Here is a 16,861-nt window from a genome sequence, read left to right as displayed (position 1 = left end):
GGGCTCCTACCCGGTGATCCAGGTGTCGTAGAGCCAGGTGCGGGCCGTGGACTCGGTGGTGAAACCGTGCACGGTCGGCGCCAGGCCGAACACCTGGGTCTCGTCGTAGAGCGGAATGGCGTAGCCCTCGCCGAAGACCCGGTCCTCGACCGCCTGGATGGCCTTGGTCCGCGCGGCCGGGTCGAACTCGAAGGCCTGCGCGCGCACCAACTCGTCGAGCTTCGCGTCCGGCACGGGCGCGAAGAACTCGTTCTGTGCGGTGCTGTCGAACGCGGTGCGCAGTACGTCGGCCTCGGCGCGCGAGGTCTGGCCCTGCACCAGCGCCCAGTTGTCGGGACGGGAATTGCGGATCGACTCGTATTCGGTCTGCGACACGGTGTGGATCACCAGATCGACGCCTGCCTTCTTCCACTGGGACTGCAGTAGTTCCAGCACCGGCTGCGACACCTGGTAGAACGCGGCCACCCAGACCTCGAACTGCAGGCGCTTGCCGTCCTTGGCCCGGATGCCGTCGCCACCCTTCTTCCAGCCCGCGCCCTCGAGCAGCGAGTTGGCCTTGTTCAGGTCGTAGCCGAGGTACTTGCTCGCGTCGCCGCGGTTGGGAGTGTCCTTGACCAGGATGCTGTTCGGGATCGGGTAACTCGGCGAGAGCACTGTCTCGTTGATCTCCTTGCGATCGGTGGCGGCCTGCAACGCCAGGCGCACGTCCTTCTCCACGATCGGCGTGGCCGAATCCAGTTGCACCGACAGCTTGTTGGTCTGGCCCTGCACTGCGAACGCCTCGATCCGGCCACCGTTGGCGGTCACCGTCTCCTCGTCGTAGGGGCTGATGTTGCGCGCGATGTGCGCCTCACCCGACTGCAGCGCACCGACCCTGGTCCCGGCTTCCGGCACGGTCTTGAAGACCACCCGCTCCAGGTAGGCCTTGCCCTGGTGGCCCGAACCCGTCGGCGCCCAGTTGTAGTCCTCGCGCCGCTTCAGGGTGATGCCGGTGTTGCCGGTGACCGACTCCACCACGAACGGACCGGACCCGATCCAGTTCTTGGCCTGACTCTGCCCGTTGAGATCCCGCTCCAGGAACGGCTTCGCCAGAATGGACCCGGCCCGGTAGAACGAAGCCACCTGCAGGAAACCGGCATTGGGCTTGGTGAAGGCCACCTCGACGGTCAGCGGATCGATCACGGTCGAAGCCCGGTAGTCGGAGAAGAACCGGTCCGGCGGAATGCCGAGGGCCTTGTCGCCGAGCGCGTGCTGGTCGTAGTTGGCTTTCACGACCGCCGCATCGAGCGGGTCGCCGTTGCTGAACGTGACTCCCGCGCGCAAGCGGAAGGTGTACTTCAGCTTGTCGGGGCTGACCTCCCACGACGTGGCCAGCCAGGGCTTGATCTCCCCGGTGTCGGGATCCTGCCAGGTCAGGCGCTCGGCGAGATTGTTGGCGACCTGACTGTTGGACCAGATCGAGTTGACCGGCGTCCACGCTGTGTACTCGATGGGATCGTAGAAGTTCAGCGTGCCACCGAAAACCGGGTCGCCTGCCGCCTCGTTCTGCGACGACGGCCCACCACACGCGGCCAGCACGGTGGCGAGGGCGATGGCCGCGGTGCCGGTGGCCAGAAGGTGACGGAATCGAATATTCCTCATGTGGTCGTGGGTCTTTCGTCGGAGCGGACTGTGTTGCTTACACTCCGGAGGTTAAGTCCGCGACCGTCACATTCCGCGATTTCGGATCGCCAAGAATGCCTACACCATTATTCAAGTTTCGCTTCACGATCGGGTGGCGTGCTCGATTCACTAAAACTGAACAAATCACGAAGTGCAACTTGGTTGTTCGCGGACTTGTCGTTGTGCAGACTTCGCGAAATGTCATCGAAAAGATTCTCCGCGGCGACGGTGCTGGTGGCCGTCACCCTTGTCGCCTCCGTGCTGACGGGCTGCGCGGCCTCGGGTAACCGGGTCGCGGGCAGCGACGACGCGGGCCCGCCGGTCGCCGGTGGGACCTTGCGTTTCGCCGTGCTCGACGCACCCGCCAACCTCGACCCGCATTCGGGCAGTTCGTATCCGGAGTCGCTCATCACGAGCAACATCACCGACAAATTGACCTACCAGAATCCCGAAACCGGGGCCATCGAACCGTGGCTGGCCAAGTCCTGGGATATCAATCCGGAACTGACCGAATTCACCTTCCGGCTCCGCGACGACGTCACCTTCACCGACGGTTCGAAATTCACCGCCGATTCGGTGAAAGAGAATTTCGACCTGCTCGGATTCGGTGACAAGGCGCTGGGCATCGTGCCGGTGACCGCGTACTGGGTCGGCTACACCAGCACCACGGTGCTCGACCCGGCGACGGTCAAGGTCGTCTTCAATCGACCGAACGCCGGTTTCCTCCAGGCACTTTCGCTGTACTTCTCCGGCATCGTCGGTCACTCGACCCTGCAGCTGACCAAAGAGCAGCGCGCGCTGGCGCAGAATCTGGTGACCACCGGTCCGTTCGTCGTCGCCGAGCACGTCTACCAGCAGAAAACGGTGCTGAAGAAGCGTCCCGGATACAACTGGGCGCCCGCCAGCCGCAAACACAACGGCGAGGCCTACCTCGACGCCGTGGAGATCTCGGTGATTCCCGAGGCCGCGGTCCGCACGGGTGCGCTGCGCGCGGGGCAGGTCGACGCGATCCTCGACGTCAACAACACCGACGAGGCGCCGCTGAAAGCCGAGGGCTATCGGATCGTGCCGCAGTTGATTCCCGGGCGCGATATCTCCTTCGACCTCAAGACCGACCGGTTCCCGACCGACGACCGCGCCGTGCGCGAGGCCGTCAAGCTGGGCTGGAACCGCGACGCGCTCGCCAAGACGGTGCTCACCTCGAGCTACAAGGTCTCGAGCTCGGTGATCTCCTCTCGCGTGCCCGGCCACGTCGACTTCTCCGCGGAACTGAAGCAGGACCGGACCAAGGCCGAACAGATCCTCGAATCAGCGGGGTGGAAGAAGGGCTCCGACGGTATCCGGGTGGACGCGCAGGGCCGCCGACTCGAACTCGCCCTGCTCGGCATCAACAACCTGGTCAACAACAAGCCCGCCTACGAGCTGATCCAGCAGGATCTGCGCAAGATCGGCATCGACCTGAAACTCGACGTGCTGCCGATCCCGGACTACACCGCCGCCGCCACCCAGCAGAAACGCTGGAACATCCAGGTGGCCAACCAGAGTCGCGCCGATGTGGCGGTGCTCGAGCAGGTGTACTCGCCGCAGTACACCAACTCCTCGAAGCTGGCGCCGGAGAACCCCCTCTACCAGCAGGCGATCGACAAGCTCAGCGCGGTGAGCAAGACCCTCGACCCGGGCAAGCGCGCCGAGGCCGCCGAGGCGGCGCAGCGGTTCCTGCTCGTGGATCAGGTGCTCACCGTGCCGGTGTACAACCCGGCGCAGGTGACCGCGGCATCCCCGCGGGTGCACAACGTGGGCTATGAAGCGCAGTCGCGCAACGTCTTCTACGACACCTGGATCGAGCCGAGGTAACCGATGTCGCGCTATGTGCTCGCCAAGCTGGGGCAGGCGGTGTTCGTGGTGTGGGGCGCCTACACCCTCACCTTCGTACTGCTGTTCGTGCTGCCCTACGACGCGGTCGACTTCCTGTTCGACCCGTCGCAGGGCGACTTGATCTCCGAGGAGGACAAACAGAACTCACGGGAGTACTTCGGCCTGGACCAGCAGCTGGTCGGGCAGTACACACACCGGCTGTTCGCCGCGTTGACCGGTGATTTCGGGGTCTCGACCCGCACCGGTGAGCAGGTGTGGCCGCTGATCGTGTCGGTACTGCCGCACACTGCCCTGCTGGCGGGCGCCGCGCTGGTCCTCGCCGTCGCGCTGGCCTTCGCCGTCGCCGCCACCGCGGGCTACACCCGCACCAAATGGGTCGCCGACCTGGTCGCGACCCTGCCCGCGGCGGGGGTGTCGGTGCCGGTGTTCCTGGTGGGACTCGCACTGCTGCAAGTGTTCTCGTTCCAGCTGGGCTGGTTCCCGCCGATCGGCAACGAAGGCTTCGGCGCGCTGGTGTTACCCGCGGTGACGCTGGCGATACCGGTATCCGCGCCGATCGCGCAGCTGCTGATCAAGAACTTCGACGCCGAACTGCACGCCGGGTATGTCACGGTGTCGGTGGCCAAGGGCGCGACGCGGCTGTGGGTGTTGGTACGGGAGGTATTGAAGAACGCCGCCCTGCCCGCGCTCACGATCGCCGGTGTCACCTTCGGCAACCTGCTCGCCGGCGCGGTGATCGTCGAAACCGTGTTCTCCCGTTAGGGATTGGGCCGCTTGACCGAAACGGCGGTGCGCACCCAGGACGTGCCGCTGGTGCAGGCGGTGGTGGTGTTCGCCGCGCTGGTGTTCGTCACGGTGAACTTCCTCGTCGATCTCGTCTATCCACTGGCGGATCCGCGGCTGCGGTCCCGTGTGCGAGCAAGGACCTCCGCATGACCGTCCTCGACAACGACGTCCGTACCGCACCGACGGTTCCCGATCGCGTGCGTACCGCGACCGCGGCGATCACCGCCGCGCCGGGGCTGGCCCTGGCGTGGCTGGTGATCGCCACCGTGCTCGCCTGGGCGCTCGTCCCGTCCCTGTTCACGAAGTACTCACCCTTGGAAGGTGATTCGGACGCAAGCTTCAGCGCGCCGAGTGTCGAGCACCTGTTCGGCACCGATCGCCTCGGCCGCGATCTGCTCGCCCGCACCATCTACGGCACCTCGACCACGCTCACCGCGACCCTGCTCGCGGTGGCCCTGGGGTTCGTGATCGGGTCGGCGATCGGGCTGCTCAGCGGGTTTCTCGGGGGCCGGGTCGACGCGGTGATCATGCGCTTCGTCGACGTCCTGCTGGCCATCCCGAGCCTGCTGCTGGCCATGACCGTGGTCACCGCGCTGGGCTACGGCACCGTGAATATCGCTGTCGCCGTCGGCATCTCGGCGGTGGCGGCCTTCGCGCGGGTGATGCGCTCGGAGGTGCTCAAGGTCGCGGGCACCGACTACGTCGAGGCCGCCTACGGCTCCGGGGCCGGTTTCGGACGGGTCGTGGTGCGGCACGTGCTGCCAAACTCGGTCTCGGCGGTGCTGTCACTGGCCGCGCTCGAATGCGGCACGGCGGTGCTGGCCGTGGCGGCGCTGGGCTTCCTCGGCTACGGCGCACCGCCGCCGGACCCGGAATGGGGCCTCGCGGTCTCCGAGGGCAGGGACTTTCTGGCCACCTACCCGTGGATCTCGCTGCTGCCCGGCATCGTGATCGCCGTGGTCGTGCTGTCCACCAATCGAATCGGGCGAGCGTTGGGAGAGAAGCGATGAGCGAGAAGGAAACCCTGCTGCGGATCGAGGACCTGTCCGTGCGCTACCGCGCCCGCGGCGCGGACGGGCAGGCCGCGGTCGACGGTGTGTCGCTGACGGTGGGCCGGGGCGAATTCGTCTCGATCGTGGGCGAATCCGGGTCCGGCAAGAGCACCACCGTCCATGCCGCGCTGCATCTGTTGCCCCCATCGGCGCGGGTCGAGGCCACGGCACTGGCGTTGAACGGGCACGACACCGCGTCCTGGAACGACCGTAAACTCGCCCGATTGCGCGGCCCGTTCGTCGGTTTCGTGCCCCAGGACCCCGGCACCTCGCTGAACCCGGTCAAACGGGTCGGCACCCAGGTGCTCGAGGCATTGCGACTGCACCGGCGCGTCGAATCCGGGCCGGGGCGCGACCTCGCGGTGGCGAAACTGGCCACGGCGGGATTGCGCGAACCGGAACGGGTGTACCGGCAGTACCCGCACGAACTGTCCGGCGGCATGAAACAGCGGGTGCTCATCGCTATCGCGCTGGCCAACGACCCCGCGCTGCTGGTGGCCGACGAGCCGACCTCGGCCCTGGATGTCACCGTGCAGAAGGTGATCCTCGACCACCTCGCCCACCTGCGCGACACCCTCGGCCTCGGTGTTCTGCTGGTCACCCACGACCTGGGCGTGGCCGCCGAACGATCCGACCGCCTGATCGTGATGCAGCACGGCCGCATCGTCGAAGAGGGCCCGGCCGGCCGCATCCTGGCCGATCCCCGACACGACTACACGCGCCGACTGGTCGCGGCGGCGCCCACCCAGCAGAGCACCCGCCTGACGAGCACCGAGCCCCGTGTCGAACCAGGTGGCCCGTCCGCCTGCGGCCCGGCGTCGGTTCCCGGAGAATCGGTTTCGTCGACAGGGACCGGATCGTCGGCCGTGCGTGCGCGGTCGGCGCCGACGTCCATCAGTTCGTCGACGGGCCGGGCGACGCCTGTGCCGAAAGCGGCCAGGCCGCTGCTCGAGGTCCGGGAACTGACCAAGACCTTCGCGCACGGTGGTGTGCGCGCGGTCGACAACGTCTCCCTGGCCGTCCGCGCGGGAACAACGCACGCGCTGGTGGGGGAATCGGGGGCGGGCAAGTCGACCGTCGCCCGGATAGCCGCGGGCTTCACTTCACCGGACTCGGGGCAGGTGTGGTTCGACGGCGCCCGCATCGACGGGCTCTCACGCGGGAAACTTCGTCCGATCCGTCGCGAGATCCAGTTCGTATATCAGAACCCGTATTCGTCGCTCGACCCGAAGTTCACCGTGGAGCAGATCATCGCCGAACCGCTCGTCGCACTCGGCCTGCTCCCGCGTGGGCCACGACGCAGCGATCGGGTGCGCGAACTGCTCGACGAGGTCGCTCTGTCGCGAGAACACTTGGCGCGCAAGGCTGCCGAACTCTCGGGTGGTCAGCGTCAACGCGTCGCTGTGGCCCGCGCGCTCGCCCCCGGGCCGCGAGTTCTCGTCCTCGACGAGGCGGTCTCGGCTCTCGATGTCTCGGTGCAGGCGCAGATCCTGCGTTTGCTGGTCGATCTCCAGCACCAGCAGGGTCTGACGTACCTGTTCATCACCCACGACCTGGGTGTGGTGCGGCTGGTCGCGGACGAGGTGACGGTGATGCGCGCGGGTTCGGTGGTCGAATCCGGTGCTGTCACCGATGTTTTCGAGAACCCCACCCAGGACTACACCCGACGGCTGCTCGACGCGGTACCGGTCGGTGCGGGCACGCCCGTCGCCGTCGACGCCGTGGTGGCGTGATCGGCGAAGCGCAGCTGTACAGAATCGCTCTGATCGTAAGGATTTCCTGGAATGTCGCTACTGCGGATGATGGGCGAATCCGGACGCCAACCGGTCGAAGCGAGGAATTCATGTACGACATTCGACGCCTTGTCCTGTTGCGCGATCTCGCCGAGCGAACCACCATGACCGCCGTATCGGAATTGCACGGGATCACTACCTCGGCGGTCTCGCAACAGTTGCGCATTCTCGAAGAGGAAGTGGGCGCGGTGCTCACCCGCCGTGAAGGCCGGGTGTTGCGCCTGACCCACGCGGGCCGGGTGCTGGTGGACTACACCTCGCGGATCATCACCGCGCTCGAGGAAGCCGAGAGCGCGGTGGCCGCCACCGCCGAGGCCATCACCGGTGTGCTCACCCTGGCCACCTTTCGCACCGCGCAGACCCGGCTCGCGCTGCCCGCCGCGGCGAGACTGATGAACGAGAACCCCGGCCTGCGGGTGCAGGTGGTCGACCTGATTCCGGTGGACGCGGTGCCCGCGGTCCGCCAGCAGGAGGTCGACATCGCGATCACCTATTCGTACTCGTTCCGGGCTCGGGATCTGCCGCTCGGGCTGTCCTCGGAGTACCTGTTCGACGATCCGCTCGTGCTGCTCGCCCCACCCGGCCTGCGGGAACGGGCCCGCCAGCAGGGCTTGTCCGCGGTGCGTGACGCCGACTGGATCGCCGCCCGCGACGGCGCGCCGTCGATCGTGTCGGTGATGTACGCCTGCCGTGAGGCCGGGTTCGCCCCGCGGATCGAGCATCGCAGCGGCACCTTCGCCGGGATGGCCGAGATCGTCGACCACGGGCTGGGCGTGGCGGTGGTACCGGAGATGTCGGTACCACCGGAGTACCGGCACCTGATCGCCTGCACCATCGCCAACGGGTCGCGCCAGGTCGGCGTGACCTACCGGCAAGCCTCCCTGGAAAGGCCCGCTGTCGCTGCGGCCATACGCATGCTGCGCGCCATCGCGGCGCCCGAGCAGTTGGCGTCCTGATCCCGGTCGACGATCGAGAAAAACTGAACGAATCCGGTAGACCGGCTGTCTTGTTCGGTGACATCGGAGGTTCCGATACTGGATTGCGGAGACCGAACGTGGAAAGGAGGTCTCGTGGAATTGCCGAATATCCGGATCGAGGCCGCCGCCACGGCTCCGCCCTGTCGTCGCTGATTTCGACGATCCACTTCATCGCGCCCCGATTCCCTTTCCGGTGAATTCCGGTGCGCCGCACAGATCTGCGTTCGACCGCCGCCGAGCGGTCGTGACGCGACCAGGAGAGTGACACCCGCATGACCGCTGTGGCACCAGCACACACCGTGCACGGTCTCGACGAGGACGCGTTCGCCGACGCGCTCGCACTGATCGCCGATCGCGCCGCCGAACACGACCGGGCGGGGGCCTTTCCGTTCGCCGCCTTCGAGGCGCTGCGCGCGATCGGCGCGCCCGCGCTCACGGTTCCGGTGGAATACGGCGGTCTCGGTGCGGGTCTCGCCGAGGCGGTCGAGGTGATCGAACGCGTCGGCGCCGCCGACCCGTCGGTGGGACTGATCCTGCAGTGGAACTACACCAACCATCTGAGCCTGCTCCGCGACGACAGCCCGTGGCCCGCCGAACTGAAGGAACTGGTGCTGCGCTCGGCCGCGACGGACGGCGCGCTGATCAACGGGCTCGCCGTCGAACGCGAACTGGGCAGCCTCTCCCGCGGCGGCATCCCGGCCACCACCGCCACCCGCCTGCCCTCGGGGGACTGGCGCATCGACGGTGAGAAGGCCTACGCCACCGGCATTTCCGGGCTGAACTGGTTCACCGTCACCACCAGCACCGCCGAACCGAGCCCGCGTGTGGCGACCTTCCTGCTCGACCGCACCGCCACCGACTGGCACGTCGAACCGACCTGGAATCACCTGGGCCTGCGCGCTTCCGACACTCAGTCGGTGGTCTTCGACGGCACGGTCGTCGCAGAAGCCAGGCTCGTCGACCTGCGTGACCCCCACGGCGGCTCCGCCAAGATTCGCCGAGCCGGGCGCCAATCGCTGCCCCTGCTGTTGGCCGCGAACTACAACGGCGTCGCGATCGCGGCGCGGGACTGGCTGGTGCGCTACCTGCACACCAGAGTGCCCACCGCACTGGGTGATTCGCTGGCCACCGTGCCGCGTTTCCACGACCGTGTGGGTGAGATCGAAGCCTGGATCCAGACCAGCCGCGCACTGGTGCGCCAGGGCGTGGCGAGCCTGGCTGACGACGAGCACGGCCGTCTGCCCGCACTGGCCAAACACGTGGCCACCTCCACCGCCATCCGGGTTACCGAATCCGCGCTCGACCTGACCGGCAACCCCGGCCTCGACCGCCGTCATCCGCTCGAACGCCACCATCGCGATGCCATGGTCGGGCGAATCCACTTCCCGCAGAGCGATTTCGTGCTCGCCGATCTCGGTCGCGCCGCGCTGGCGGCGGGCCGTGCCAAGGAGGAACAGCCGTGACCCGACGACAGGTGCACCTCAACGTCAACATTCTCAACGCCGGCGTGTTCGGCGGCTCGTGGCGCTTCCCCGGCACCGACCCCGCCGCGAGTTTCACCCTCGACCACTACGTGCGCATCGCCCAGCGCGCCGAGGAAGCCAAGTTCGACGCGATCTTCCTCGCCGACGGGCCCGCCATCCGCGAGGACATCCGGTACCGGCCGTTCAACAGCCTCGAACCGACCGTGATCCTGGCCGCCGTCGCCGCGGCCACCGAGCGCGTCGGCCTCATCGCCACCCTGTCGTCGAGCTACAACGACCCCTACGACGTCGCCCGCCGCTTCGCCTCGCTCGACCTGCTCAGCGGCGGTCGCACCGGCTGGAACGTGGTCACCACCGCCGGTGTCGACGCGGCGCGCAACTTCGGCTTCGACGCCGAACCGGCCCACGCCGCCCGCTACGAACGCGCCGCCGAATTCGTCGAGGTGGTGCGCGCGCTCTGGAACAGCTGGGAGCCCGACGCGCTGATCGGCGACAAGGCCACCCACCGCTTCGCCGACTACACCCGCATCCACGCCGTCGATCACCACGGCCCGCACTTCGACGTGGCCGGTCCGCTGAATGTTCCGCGCTCGCCGCAGGGCGAACCGGTGGTCGTGCAGGCCGGTGCGTCGAAAGACGGCCGGCACTGGCCGCCCGGGTCGGCGAGGTGATCTTCACCGCCGCCCAGACCGCGGACGAGGCGGGGGAGTACTACCGCGACGTGAAGGCGCGTGCGGTCGGCTACGGGCGCAGGGCCGAGGACGTCCTGATCCTGCCCGGCCTGTCCACCGTGCTCGGTTCCACCGAAGCCGAGGCCGCCCAGCGCCGTGAACTGCTGGCCGAGCTCGTGCCACCGGACTACGCGCTCGATCGGCTCGCCACCCAGCTCGGCGTCGACCGCGACGCTCTCACCCTCGACGGCCCGCTCCCGTGGCACCTGCTGGCCGACCCCGACGAGGCGGGCGGGTCACAGACCTTCTACAAGATCGCCCTCGGCCTCGCCCGGCGCGAGAACCTGACGGTGCGCCAGCTGCTGCGACGCCTCGGCGGCGGCGCGGGCCACCGCATCGTCACCGGCACACCGGAACAGGTCGCCGACGCGATCATCGACTGGGTCGAGGCGGGCATCGCCGACGGCTTCAACCTGATGCCCGATGTCCTGCCCGGCGGCTTCGACGACTTCGTCGACGGCGTCGTGCCGATCCTGCGCGAGCGCGGCGTGTTCCGCACCGACTACGAGGCGACCACCCTGCGCGGTCACCTCGGCCTGCCCGTCCCCACCTACCCGGGCACCATCGCAGAAGGGGCTGCCTGATGGCACGCAGACTGCACTTCCTCGTCAACGTCGGCAGCGCCGGCTACCACCCGGCCGCCTGGCTCGAACCGACCCTGCCCGCCGACGCCTTCATCCAGCTCTCGCACTACCAGCGGGTCGCGGCCGAGGCCGAACGCGGCGGACTCGACGGCCTGCTGTTCCCCGATATCCCGGTGCAGCAGCCCGGCATCGCCCGAGCGCCCGCCGCCACGCTCGACCCGATCCTGCTCAGCTCGGCGCTGGCCGTGACGACCGAGCGCATCGGGCTGATCCCCACCGCGACCACCTCGCTGAACCTGCCCTACAACCTGGCCCGGCGGATCCTCTCGCTCGACCACGTGAGCGGAGGCCGAGCGGGCTGGAATGTGGTCACCACGTTCGAACCGAACGCCGCCCGCAACTTCGGCATCGCCGAGCTGCCCGAGCGCGACGAACGGTACCGGCGTGCCGCCGAGTACGTTTCGCTGACCGAGAAGCTGTGGGACAGTTGGGAATCCGATGCGCTGATCGGCGACCAGGAAGCCGGTGTCTTCGCCGATCCGGATCGGGTACACGCGGTGGATCACCGGGGCGAGTTCTACTCCGTCGCCGGGCCGCTGAATGTGCTGCGCTCCCCGCAGGGCCGCCCGGTTCTCGTGCAGGCCGGAGCCTCCCCGCAGGGCCGGGCCTTCGCGGCCGCCCATGCCGAGGCGATCTACACGACCCAGCTCAGCCTGTCTGCCGCGCGTAGCTTCTCGGCCGAGATCCGCTCGGCAGCGGTGGCTTCCGGCCGCGATGGCGACGCGATCCGGATCCTTCCCGGCCTGGTCCCGGTGATCGGGTCCACCGAAGCCGAGGCCCGCGCACAGTTCGACGAGTTGCAGGGGCGGCTGCATCCCGACAGCGCTCCGGTGCGTCAGTTCGCCCGCTGGCTCGGCTATCCCGACGTCGAACTCGACCTCGACTCCCCGCTGCCGCACCAGCTCACCACGCTGCCCGCCGACCGGATCGGCCCGCAGGGCTTCTTCGCCTCCCTCACCGGCTACGCGCTCGAAACCGGCCACACCGTGCGGCAATTGCTCACCGAGTTCCTGGGCGGGCACCGAGTGGTGATCGGGACACCTCAGACGGTCGCCGACCACATCGAGCTGTGGCACCGCAACGCGGGCATCGACGGCTTCACCATCATCCCGGCCGTCCTGCCCGGCTACCTCACCGACTTCGTCGACCAGGTCGTGCCCGAACTGCGCAAGCGCAGGCTCTTCCGTCGCGAATACGAACACACCACCCTGCGCGGCCACCTCGGCCTGTCCGAACCCGCGAACTCCTTTGCCCGCGAAACCGTTTCCACAACCTGAAAGTGACAACCCACTCCATGACACTGCGACACCTCGGCCGCACCGGCGTACTGGTGAGCCCACTCACGTTGGGCGCCATGAACTTCGGCGCCTGGGCCAACCCCGACCACGACGACGCGGCGACGATCATCCACCGCGCCCTGGACGCGGGCATCAACGTCGTCGACACCGCCGACGTGTACTCCCAGGGGGAGAACGAACAGATCGTCGGGAAGGCCCTGCGTGGGCGCCGCGACGAGGTGGTCCTCGCCAGCAAGTTCCACGGCCAGATCGGCACCGACCCGAACAGTCGCGGCAACTCCCGGCGCTGGATCATCCGCGCCGTCGAGGACTCGCTGCGCCGTCTCGGCACCGACCACCTCGACCTCTACCAGGTGCACCGCCCCGACCCGGACGTCCCGCTGGAGGAGACACTGCGCGCGCTGGACGATCTGGTGCGCGCGGGCAAGATCCGCTACTACGGCACCACGACGTTCGAACCGTATCAGCTGGTCGAGGCGCAATGGGTGGCTCAGGACCGCAACCTGGCGCGCCCGGTCACCGAGCAGCCGCCGTACTCGATCCTGGCTCGTGGCGCCGAACGCGCCACCCTGCCGATCGCCGAACGGCACGGCCTCGGCGTACTCACCTGGAGTCCGCTCGCGGGCGGCTGGCTTTCCGGCCGCTACCGGGCGGGGGAGACCGCGCCCGAGTCGAGCAGGCTCGCCCGGCAGCCGCACCGGCACGACCCCGAACTGGTCGCCAACCAGCGCAAGCGCGCCGCCGCCGAGGAATTGGCGAAACTCGCCGACGAAGCGGGCATTTCGCTGGTGCATCTGTCGCTGGCGTTCGTGCTCCAGCATCCGGCGGTGAGCACCGTCATCATCGGGCCGCGCACCCTGGCCCATCTCGAGACCCATCTCGGCGCCGTCGATGTGCGGCTGAGCACCGAGGTGCTCGACCGCATCGACGAGATCGTCGCGCCCGGAACCACACTAAGCCCCGCCGACGAGGGCTACCTGCCGCCCTCGCTCACCGACGCGGCCGTGCGCCGCCGCACCACGATCGGAGCCACCCGATGAGCCTGTCCGACCTGCGCTTGCTCGGCCGTACCGGAGTCCGGGTGAGCCCGTATGTGCTCGGCACCATGAACTTCGGTTCCCGTGGCGGCACCACCCACGAAGAATCGATCGCGCTGATCCATCGGGCGCTGGACGCCGGAATCAACATCATCGACACCGCCGACACCTATTCGCGGGGCGAATCCGAGATCATCGTCGGAAAGGCGCTGCGCGACCGTCGCGACGAGGTGATCCTGGCCAGCAAGTTCCACAACGCCGTCGACGACGACCCCACCCACCGAGGCAACTCCCGGCGCTGGATCGTCCGTGCCGTCGAGGACTCGCTGCGTCGCCTCGACACCGACCACCTCGACCTGTACCAGGTGCACCGCCCCGAATCGGTGACCGCACTCGAGGACACCGTCGCCGCTCTCGACGACCTCGTCCGCGCGGGCAAGATCCGCTACTACGGCACCTCGGTCTTCTCGCCCGGCGAACTGGTCGAAGCCCAGTGGATCGCCGACCGGACCAAGGCCAATCGCTCTGCTGCCGAACAGGTTCCGTATTCTCCGCTGATTCGCGGCATCGAACGCGAGACCCTGCCGATCGCCCGCAAGTACGGACTCGGCGTCATCACCTACGGCCCGCTCGCCGCGGGGTGGCTCTCCGGTGAGTACCGCCTCGGCGCACCTCAACCGAGTTCGCATCGGGCCGAACTGATCCCGGGCCGATTCGACATCGACGCACCGGCCAACGCGGCCAAACTCGCCGCCGCCGACGCGCTCGCCGTCCTCGCGGAGGAATCCGGACTCACGCTCATCCAGCTCGCGATCGGTTTCGTGCTCGCCCACCCCGATGTCACCGCCGCCATCATCGGCCCGCGTACCGGCGAACACCTCGATGCCTATCTTGGTGCGGTCGATGTCGTCCTGAGCGAGGAGATCCTCGACCGCATCGACGAGATAGTCCCACCCGGCACGATCTTCGCCGACCGTGACACCGGCAAGATCCCCGACGCGCTGGCCGACCCCGCCCTGCGTAGACGCGCCGCCTAACCCATCCGGTGATCGCTGAGGGAGACGTAATCCCTCTTCCTCAGCGATTTCCGGGTGGCGGCAGCGACTTCGGTTGATTGTTCGCCGCCCGGCACACGGGATCACCGTCGCGATCCGTCGGCGCGGATCGAGGCCGTGCCGGTGTTGTGCTCGCTCCTACGTTCGGCGATGCACCGAGCGGCTGGTCACGCCGACGTACTCGCCGCGTTCGTGAACGTCGGTTTCCAGCCCAGTTCGGGAGCGATCAGGTGCACGGTGTCGTGCAGGATCTGCTCGTAATCCTCACGGTGGAATTCGTAAGGCAATTCCAGGCGCAGCTCAGCGGTCTGTGCGAGCACCGGGTCGGCTCGCAGCTGTTCCAGGATCTGCTCGGCGGTGCCGACGATGTCCGGCGCGAACAGAATTCGGCGTTCACCCTGTGGGCCGAGAGTGCGGTCGTGGCGGCTCGCGGCGTAGGCACGGTAGCGCTCGCGGGTCGCAGGGTCGGCGCTGTCGAACGGCACGATCACACGTCCGACCGCCACGCGGGCGGGTCGAGCCGGGTCGATCAGGCGGCGGTAGTCCGCGATCAGGGTCAGCTGGGAGGTGGTGAAATCGTCACTGGTGTCACCGAAAACGATGTTGCCGCTGAGCAGGTTCAGTCCGTTCTCCGCGGTCCAGTGCACGGATCGGATGCTCCCGCCGCCATACCACACACGATCGGCGAGGCCGGGGCTGTGCGGCTGCAGACGGGGACGCTGAGTGTTGCCCGGCGAGTGGATGACGGTGTCGGCGTCGCCGAGATAGTCGCCACGCAGGTTCTCGAGCAGACGGGCCACGCGGCCGTAGGACAGGTCGAAGCTGCGCCAGTCGCCATCGAAGACCAGATCACCGATGAGGTCGGCGTGCGGCGGGGTGCCCGCGCTGAAACCGGGCTGTAGTCGGCCCTGTGACAGCACATCGGCCAGCGACAGGTCCTCGGCCAGCCGGAACGGGCTCTCGTAGCCGATCGGAATGACCGCGGCGCCCAGCTCTACTCGGCTGGTGCGCTGGGCGGCGGCGGCCAGGAAGACCGCCGCCGAACCCACGCCGTGCTCGAGATGACGCTGCCGGATCCACGCACCGTCGAAGCCGAGGCGCTCGCCGTATTCGAACAGCTGCAGCGTGTCCTCGAGCCCGGTGTACGGATCGTCGTCGAGGTAGTTGCCCGGCGTCAGGAACGCCAGCGTGCTGATCTGCGGTGCGCTCATCCCTGGCGCTCGTAGGGGATCTTTTCCCCCGCCTCGACCGCGATCGGGAGCCTGTTCTCGGCGGGCGGCAGCGGGCAGGTCGCGAGATCGGTGTAGGCGCACGGCAGGTTGACCGCCCGATTGAAATCGAGCACGACAGTGCCGTCGGGCGCCGGAGTCGACACCTGCACAATGCGATTCGCGGCGTAGGTGGTGACTCCAGAAGTGGTATCGGTGAACAGCACCGACAGGTCGCCGGGATTCCGGCCGGGGAACGCGGTCAGCCGCAGCGGTTGACCGTCGATGTCGAACTCGACCTGTCCCGGTGCGTCGTAGACATGTTCGAGCCCTTCGACCGAGGCGCCGACGGTGGTCGGTCGCGGCTGCTCGAACCGAACGTAGCGACCCGTCACCACCCATTTCGGGTCCGGCGCGAACGCGGGTGTGCCCCGAAACGCGGTGCGCAACTGGTTGTTCGGGTGCCGAGGGCGGACGATGTCGTTGCCACCACGGCGCGCGACCTCGATCACCGCGTCACCCCACACCGCGTTCACCCCGTCGCGCTCGGCGATCGCGCCGAACTCGTAACGGCCGTGCACCGGTGTCCCCTCGACGACCAATTCCTCGCCCTCATCGAGAACCACGACCACACCGTCGGCACCGGTGGACCAGGTGCCGGGCGCGTCGGTGAACCGCTCCGGGGTTTCGGTGAGCCAGTGCAGGTTCGTGATGGCCAGGAATCCGTGCCGGTCAGCCAGTCGCGCCTCCTGCTGGCGGTGCCATTGCTGCCATTCGGCGGTGAAACTGTCTACCTCGGCGACCGGGGTTTCCTGTGTTGCCATGGCATCGATACAACCCGACATCACCGCCCACGAACAGAATTGCGCTCAACCCGAACAGAAGTCACCATTGCTCGACTCGTCCCATTCTCCCTCTGTTCGCGCAGGTAGATGGCTAGCTGTATGTCCCGAAGCTAGCGGGCGCTTCCCGTAGATACCCGTGTAAACCGGCGTGCAAATCGTAGAAACACAACTGCGATGGGAACGGGGGGCGGCGGGTGGAGCTGCTGCCCGTGGCGGTGGGTGGGTGCCTGATCAGCCGCCCAGCGGTATCCGTCTGTGGTCGTGCCTGGTGCCCGTCGGCACGCGGGAGGCGAAGAGGTCACGACTCACGCGAATCATTGCCCAGCGTAAGGAAATTCGGAGTGTGGGAGGGCTTGCGGCGGTAGTGTCGGAGGCTCTTCGGGAAGTTCGGATCAACCTCGCTGCAGGTGTGTC

At 67.9% G+C, this 16,861-nt stretch carries 11 protein-coding genes and 2 pseudogenes; 10 read left to right on the top strand and 3 right to left on the bottom strand.

All coding sequences use genetic code 11. The annotated features are described in order from the left end of the window. Window positions 1-6 precede the first annotated feature (6 nt). On the bottom strand, window positions 7-1,641 hold the full coding sequence (locus ACFVVI_RS32340; RefSeq protein WP_387448234.1) for an ABC transporter substrate-binding protein: 1,635 nt from the start codon (window positions 1,639-1,641) through the stop codon (window positions 7-9). Window positions 1,642-1,860: 219 nt separating this feature from the next. Here ACFVVI_RS32340 and ACFVVI_RS32335 point away from each other — a divergent pair, with 219 nt between their 5' ends. The 10 genes and pseudogenes from ACFVVI_RS32335 (at window position 1,861) to ACFVVI_RS32290 (ending at window position 14,376) form a co-directional block, all read left to right on the top strand. Continuing rightward, on the top strand, window positions 1,861-3,516 hold the full coding sequence (locus ACFVVI_RS32335; RefSeq protein ID WP_387448232.1) for an ABC transporter substrate-binding protein: 1,656 nt from the start codon (window positions 1,861-1,863) through the stop codon (window positions 3,514-3,516). A 3-nt stretch (window positions 3,517-3,519) separates the two neighbouring features. Then, a pseudogene (locus ACFVVI_RS32330) lies at window positions 3,520-4,473 on the top strand (ABC transporter permease). Then, a complete protein-coding gene (locus ACFVVI_RS32325; RefSeq protein ID WP_387448230.1) occupies window positions 4,470-5,333 on the top strand; it encodes an ABC transporter permease in 864 nt (287 codons plus the stop codon). Before ACFVVI_RS32330 ends, ACFVVI_RS32325 begins: the two are co-directional and overlap by 4 nt. Then, entirely contained in the window at window positions 5,330-7,108 is a 1,779-nt protein-coding gene (locus ACFVVI_RS32320) for a dipeptide ABC transporter ATP-binding protein (protein WP_387448228.1), read from the top strand. The genes ACFVVI_RS32325 and ACFVVI_RS32320 overlap by 4 nt, the downstream gene beginning before the upstream one ends. Before the next feature lie 110 nt (window positions 7,109-7,218). Beyond that, complete coding sequence (locus ACFVVI_RS32315) at window positions 7,219-8,124, top strand: LysR family transcriptional regulator (protein WP_387448226.1); 906 nt, start codon at window positions 7,219-7,221, stop codon at window positions 8,122-8,124. A 293-nt stretch (window positions 8,125-8,417) separates the two neighbouring features. Continuing rightward, entirely contained in the window at window positions 8,418-9,608 is a 1,191-nt protein-coding gene (locus tag ACFVVI_RS32310; protein WP_387448224.1) for an acyl-CoA dehydrogenase family protein, read from the top strand. Beyond that, window positions 9,605-10,944: pseudogene (locus ACFVVI_RS32305) on the top strand (LLM class flavin-dependent oxidoreductase). The gene ACFVVI_RS32310 and the pseudogene ACFVVI_RS32305 overlap by 4 nt, the downstream one beginning before the upstream one ends. Beyond that, window positions 10,944-12,281, top strand: a complete 1,338-nt coding sequence (locus ACFVVI_RS32300; protein WP_378990311.1) for an NtaA/DmoA family FMN-dependent monooxygenase — start codon at window positions 10,944-10,946, stop codon at window positions 12,279-12,281. The pseudogene ACFVVI_RS32305 and the gene ACFVVI_RS32300 overlap by 1 nt, the downstream one beginning before the upstream one ends. 17 nt (window positions 12,282-12,298) lie before the next feature. After that, window positions 12,299-13,342: an aldo/keto reductase gene (locus tag ACFVVI_RS32295; protein WP_387448222.1), complete on the top strand. Its 1,044-nt coding sequence runs from the start codon at window positions 12,299-12,301 to the stop codon at window positions 13,340-13,342. Then, entirely contained in the window at window positions 13,339-14,376 is a 1,038-nt protein-coding gene (locus tag ACFVVI_RS32290) for an aldo/keto reductase (RefSeq protein ID WP_387448220.1), read from the top strand. The genes ACFVVI_RS32295 and ACFVVI_RS32290 overlap by 4 nt, the downstream gene beginning before the upstream one ends. Before the next feature lie 185 nt (window positions 14,377-14,561). Here ACFVVI_RS32290 and ACFVVI_RS32285 read toward each other — a convergent pair whose 3' ends face one another. Further along, complete coding sequence (locus ACFVVI_RS32285) at window positions 14,562-15,605, bottom strand: LLM class flavin-dependent oxidoreductase (RefSeq protein WP_387448218.1); 1,044 nt, start codon at window positions 15,603-15,605, stop codon at window positions 14,562-14,564. Continuing rightward, window positions 15,602-16,426 carry a DUF1684 domain-containing protein gene (locus ACFVVI_RS32280; RefSeq protein ID WP_387448216.1) on the bottom strand — a complete coding sequence of 275 codons (825 nt, stop codon included), beginning with the start codon at window positions 16,424-16,426 and terminating at the stop codon, window positions 15,602-15,604. The genes ACFVVI_RS32285 and ACFVVI_RS32280 overlap by 4 nt, the downstream gene beginning before the upstream one ends. Window positions 16,427-16,861 lie beyond the last annotated feature (435 nt).

The sequence above is a fragment of the Nocardia sp. NPDC058114 genome, assembly GCF_042884695.1.
Lineage (GTDB): Bacteria > Actinomycetota > Actinomycetes > Mycobacteriales > Mycobacteriaceae > Nocardia.
Note: the sequence above shows the minus strand (reverse complement) of the source record. Positions and strands in the feature narration are given on the sequence as shown.

What these genes read in the sequence shown, in the direction of transcription:
- ACFVVI_RS32285 (WP_387448218.1), bottom strand. Translation starts at nt 15,605, where the DNA reads ATGAGCGCACCGCAGATCAGCACGCTGGCGTTCCTGACGCCGGGCAAC.
- ACFVVI_RS32315 (WP_387448226.1), top strand. Translation starts at nt 7,219, where the DNA reads ATGTACGACATTCGACGCCTTGTCCTGTTGCGCGATCTCGCCGAGCGA.
- ACFVVI_RS32340 (WP_387448234.1), bottom strand. Translation starts at nt 1,641, where the DNA reads ATGAGGAATATTCGATTCCGTCACCTTCTGGCCACCGGCACCGCGGCC.
- ACFVVI_RS32300 (WP_378990311.1), top strand. Translation starts at nt 10,944, where the DNA reads ATGGCACGCAGACTGCACTTCCTCGTCAACGTCGGCAGCGCCGGCTAC.
- ACFVVI_RS32335 (WP_387448232.1), top strand. Translation starts at nt 1,861, where the DNA reads ATGTCATCGAAAAGATTCTCCGCGGCGACGGTGCTGGTGGCCGTCACC.
- ACFVVI_RS32290 (WP_387448220.1), top strand. Translation starts at nt 13,339, where the DNA reads ATGAGCCTGTCCGACCTGCGCTTGCTCGGCCGTACCGGAGTCCGGGTG.
- ACFVVI_RS32280 (WP_387448216.1), bottom strand. Translation starts at nt 16,426, where the DNA reads ATGGCAACACAGGAAACCCCGGTCGCCGAGGTAGACAGTTTCACCGCC.
- ACFVVI_RS32310 (WP_387448224.1), top strand. Translation starts at nt 8,418, where the DNA reads ATGACCGCTGTGGCACCAGCACACACCGTGCACGGTCTCGACGAGGAC.
- ACFVVI_RS32325 (WP_387448230.1), top strand. Translation starts at nt 4,470, where the DNA reads ATGACCGTCCTCGACAACGACGTCCGTACCGCACCGACGGTTCCCGAT.
- ACFVVI_RS32320 (WP_387448228.1), top strand. Translation starts at nt 5,330, where the DNA reads ATGAGCGAGAAGGAAACCCTGCTGCGGATCGAGGACCTGTCCGTGCGC.
- ACFVVI_RS32295 (WP_387448222.1), top strand. Translation starts at nt 12,299, where the DNA reads ATGACACTGCGACACCTCGGCCGCACCGGCGTACTGGTGAGCCCACTC.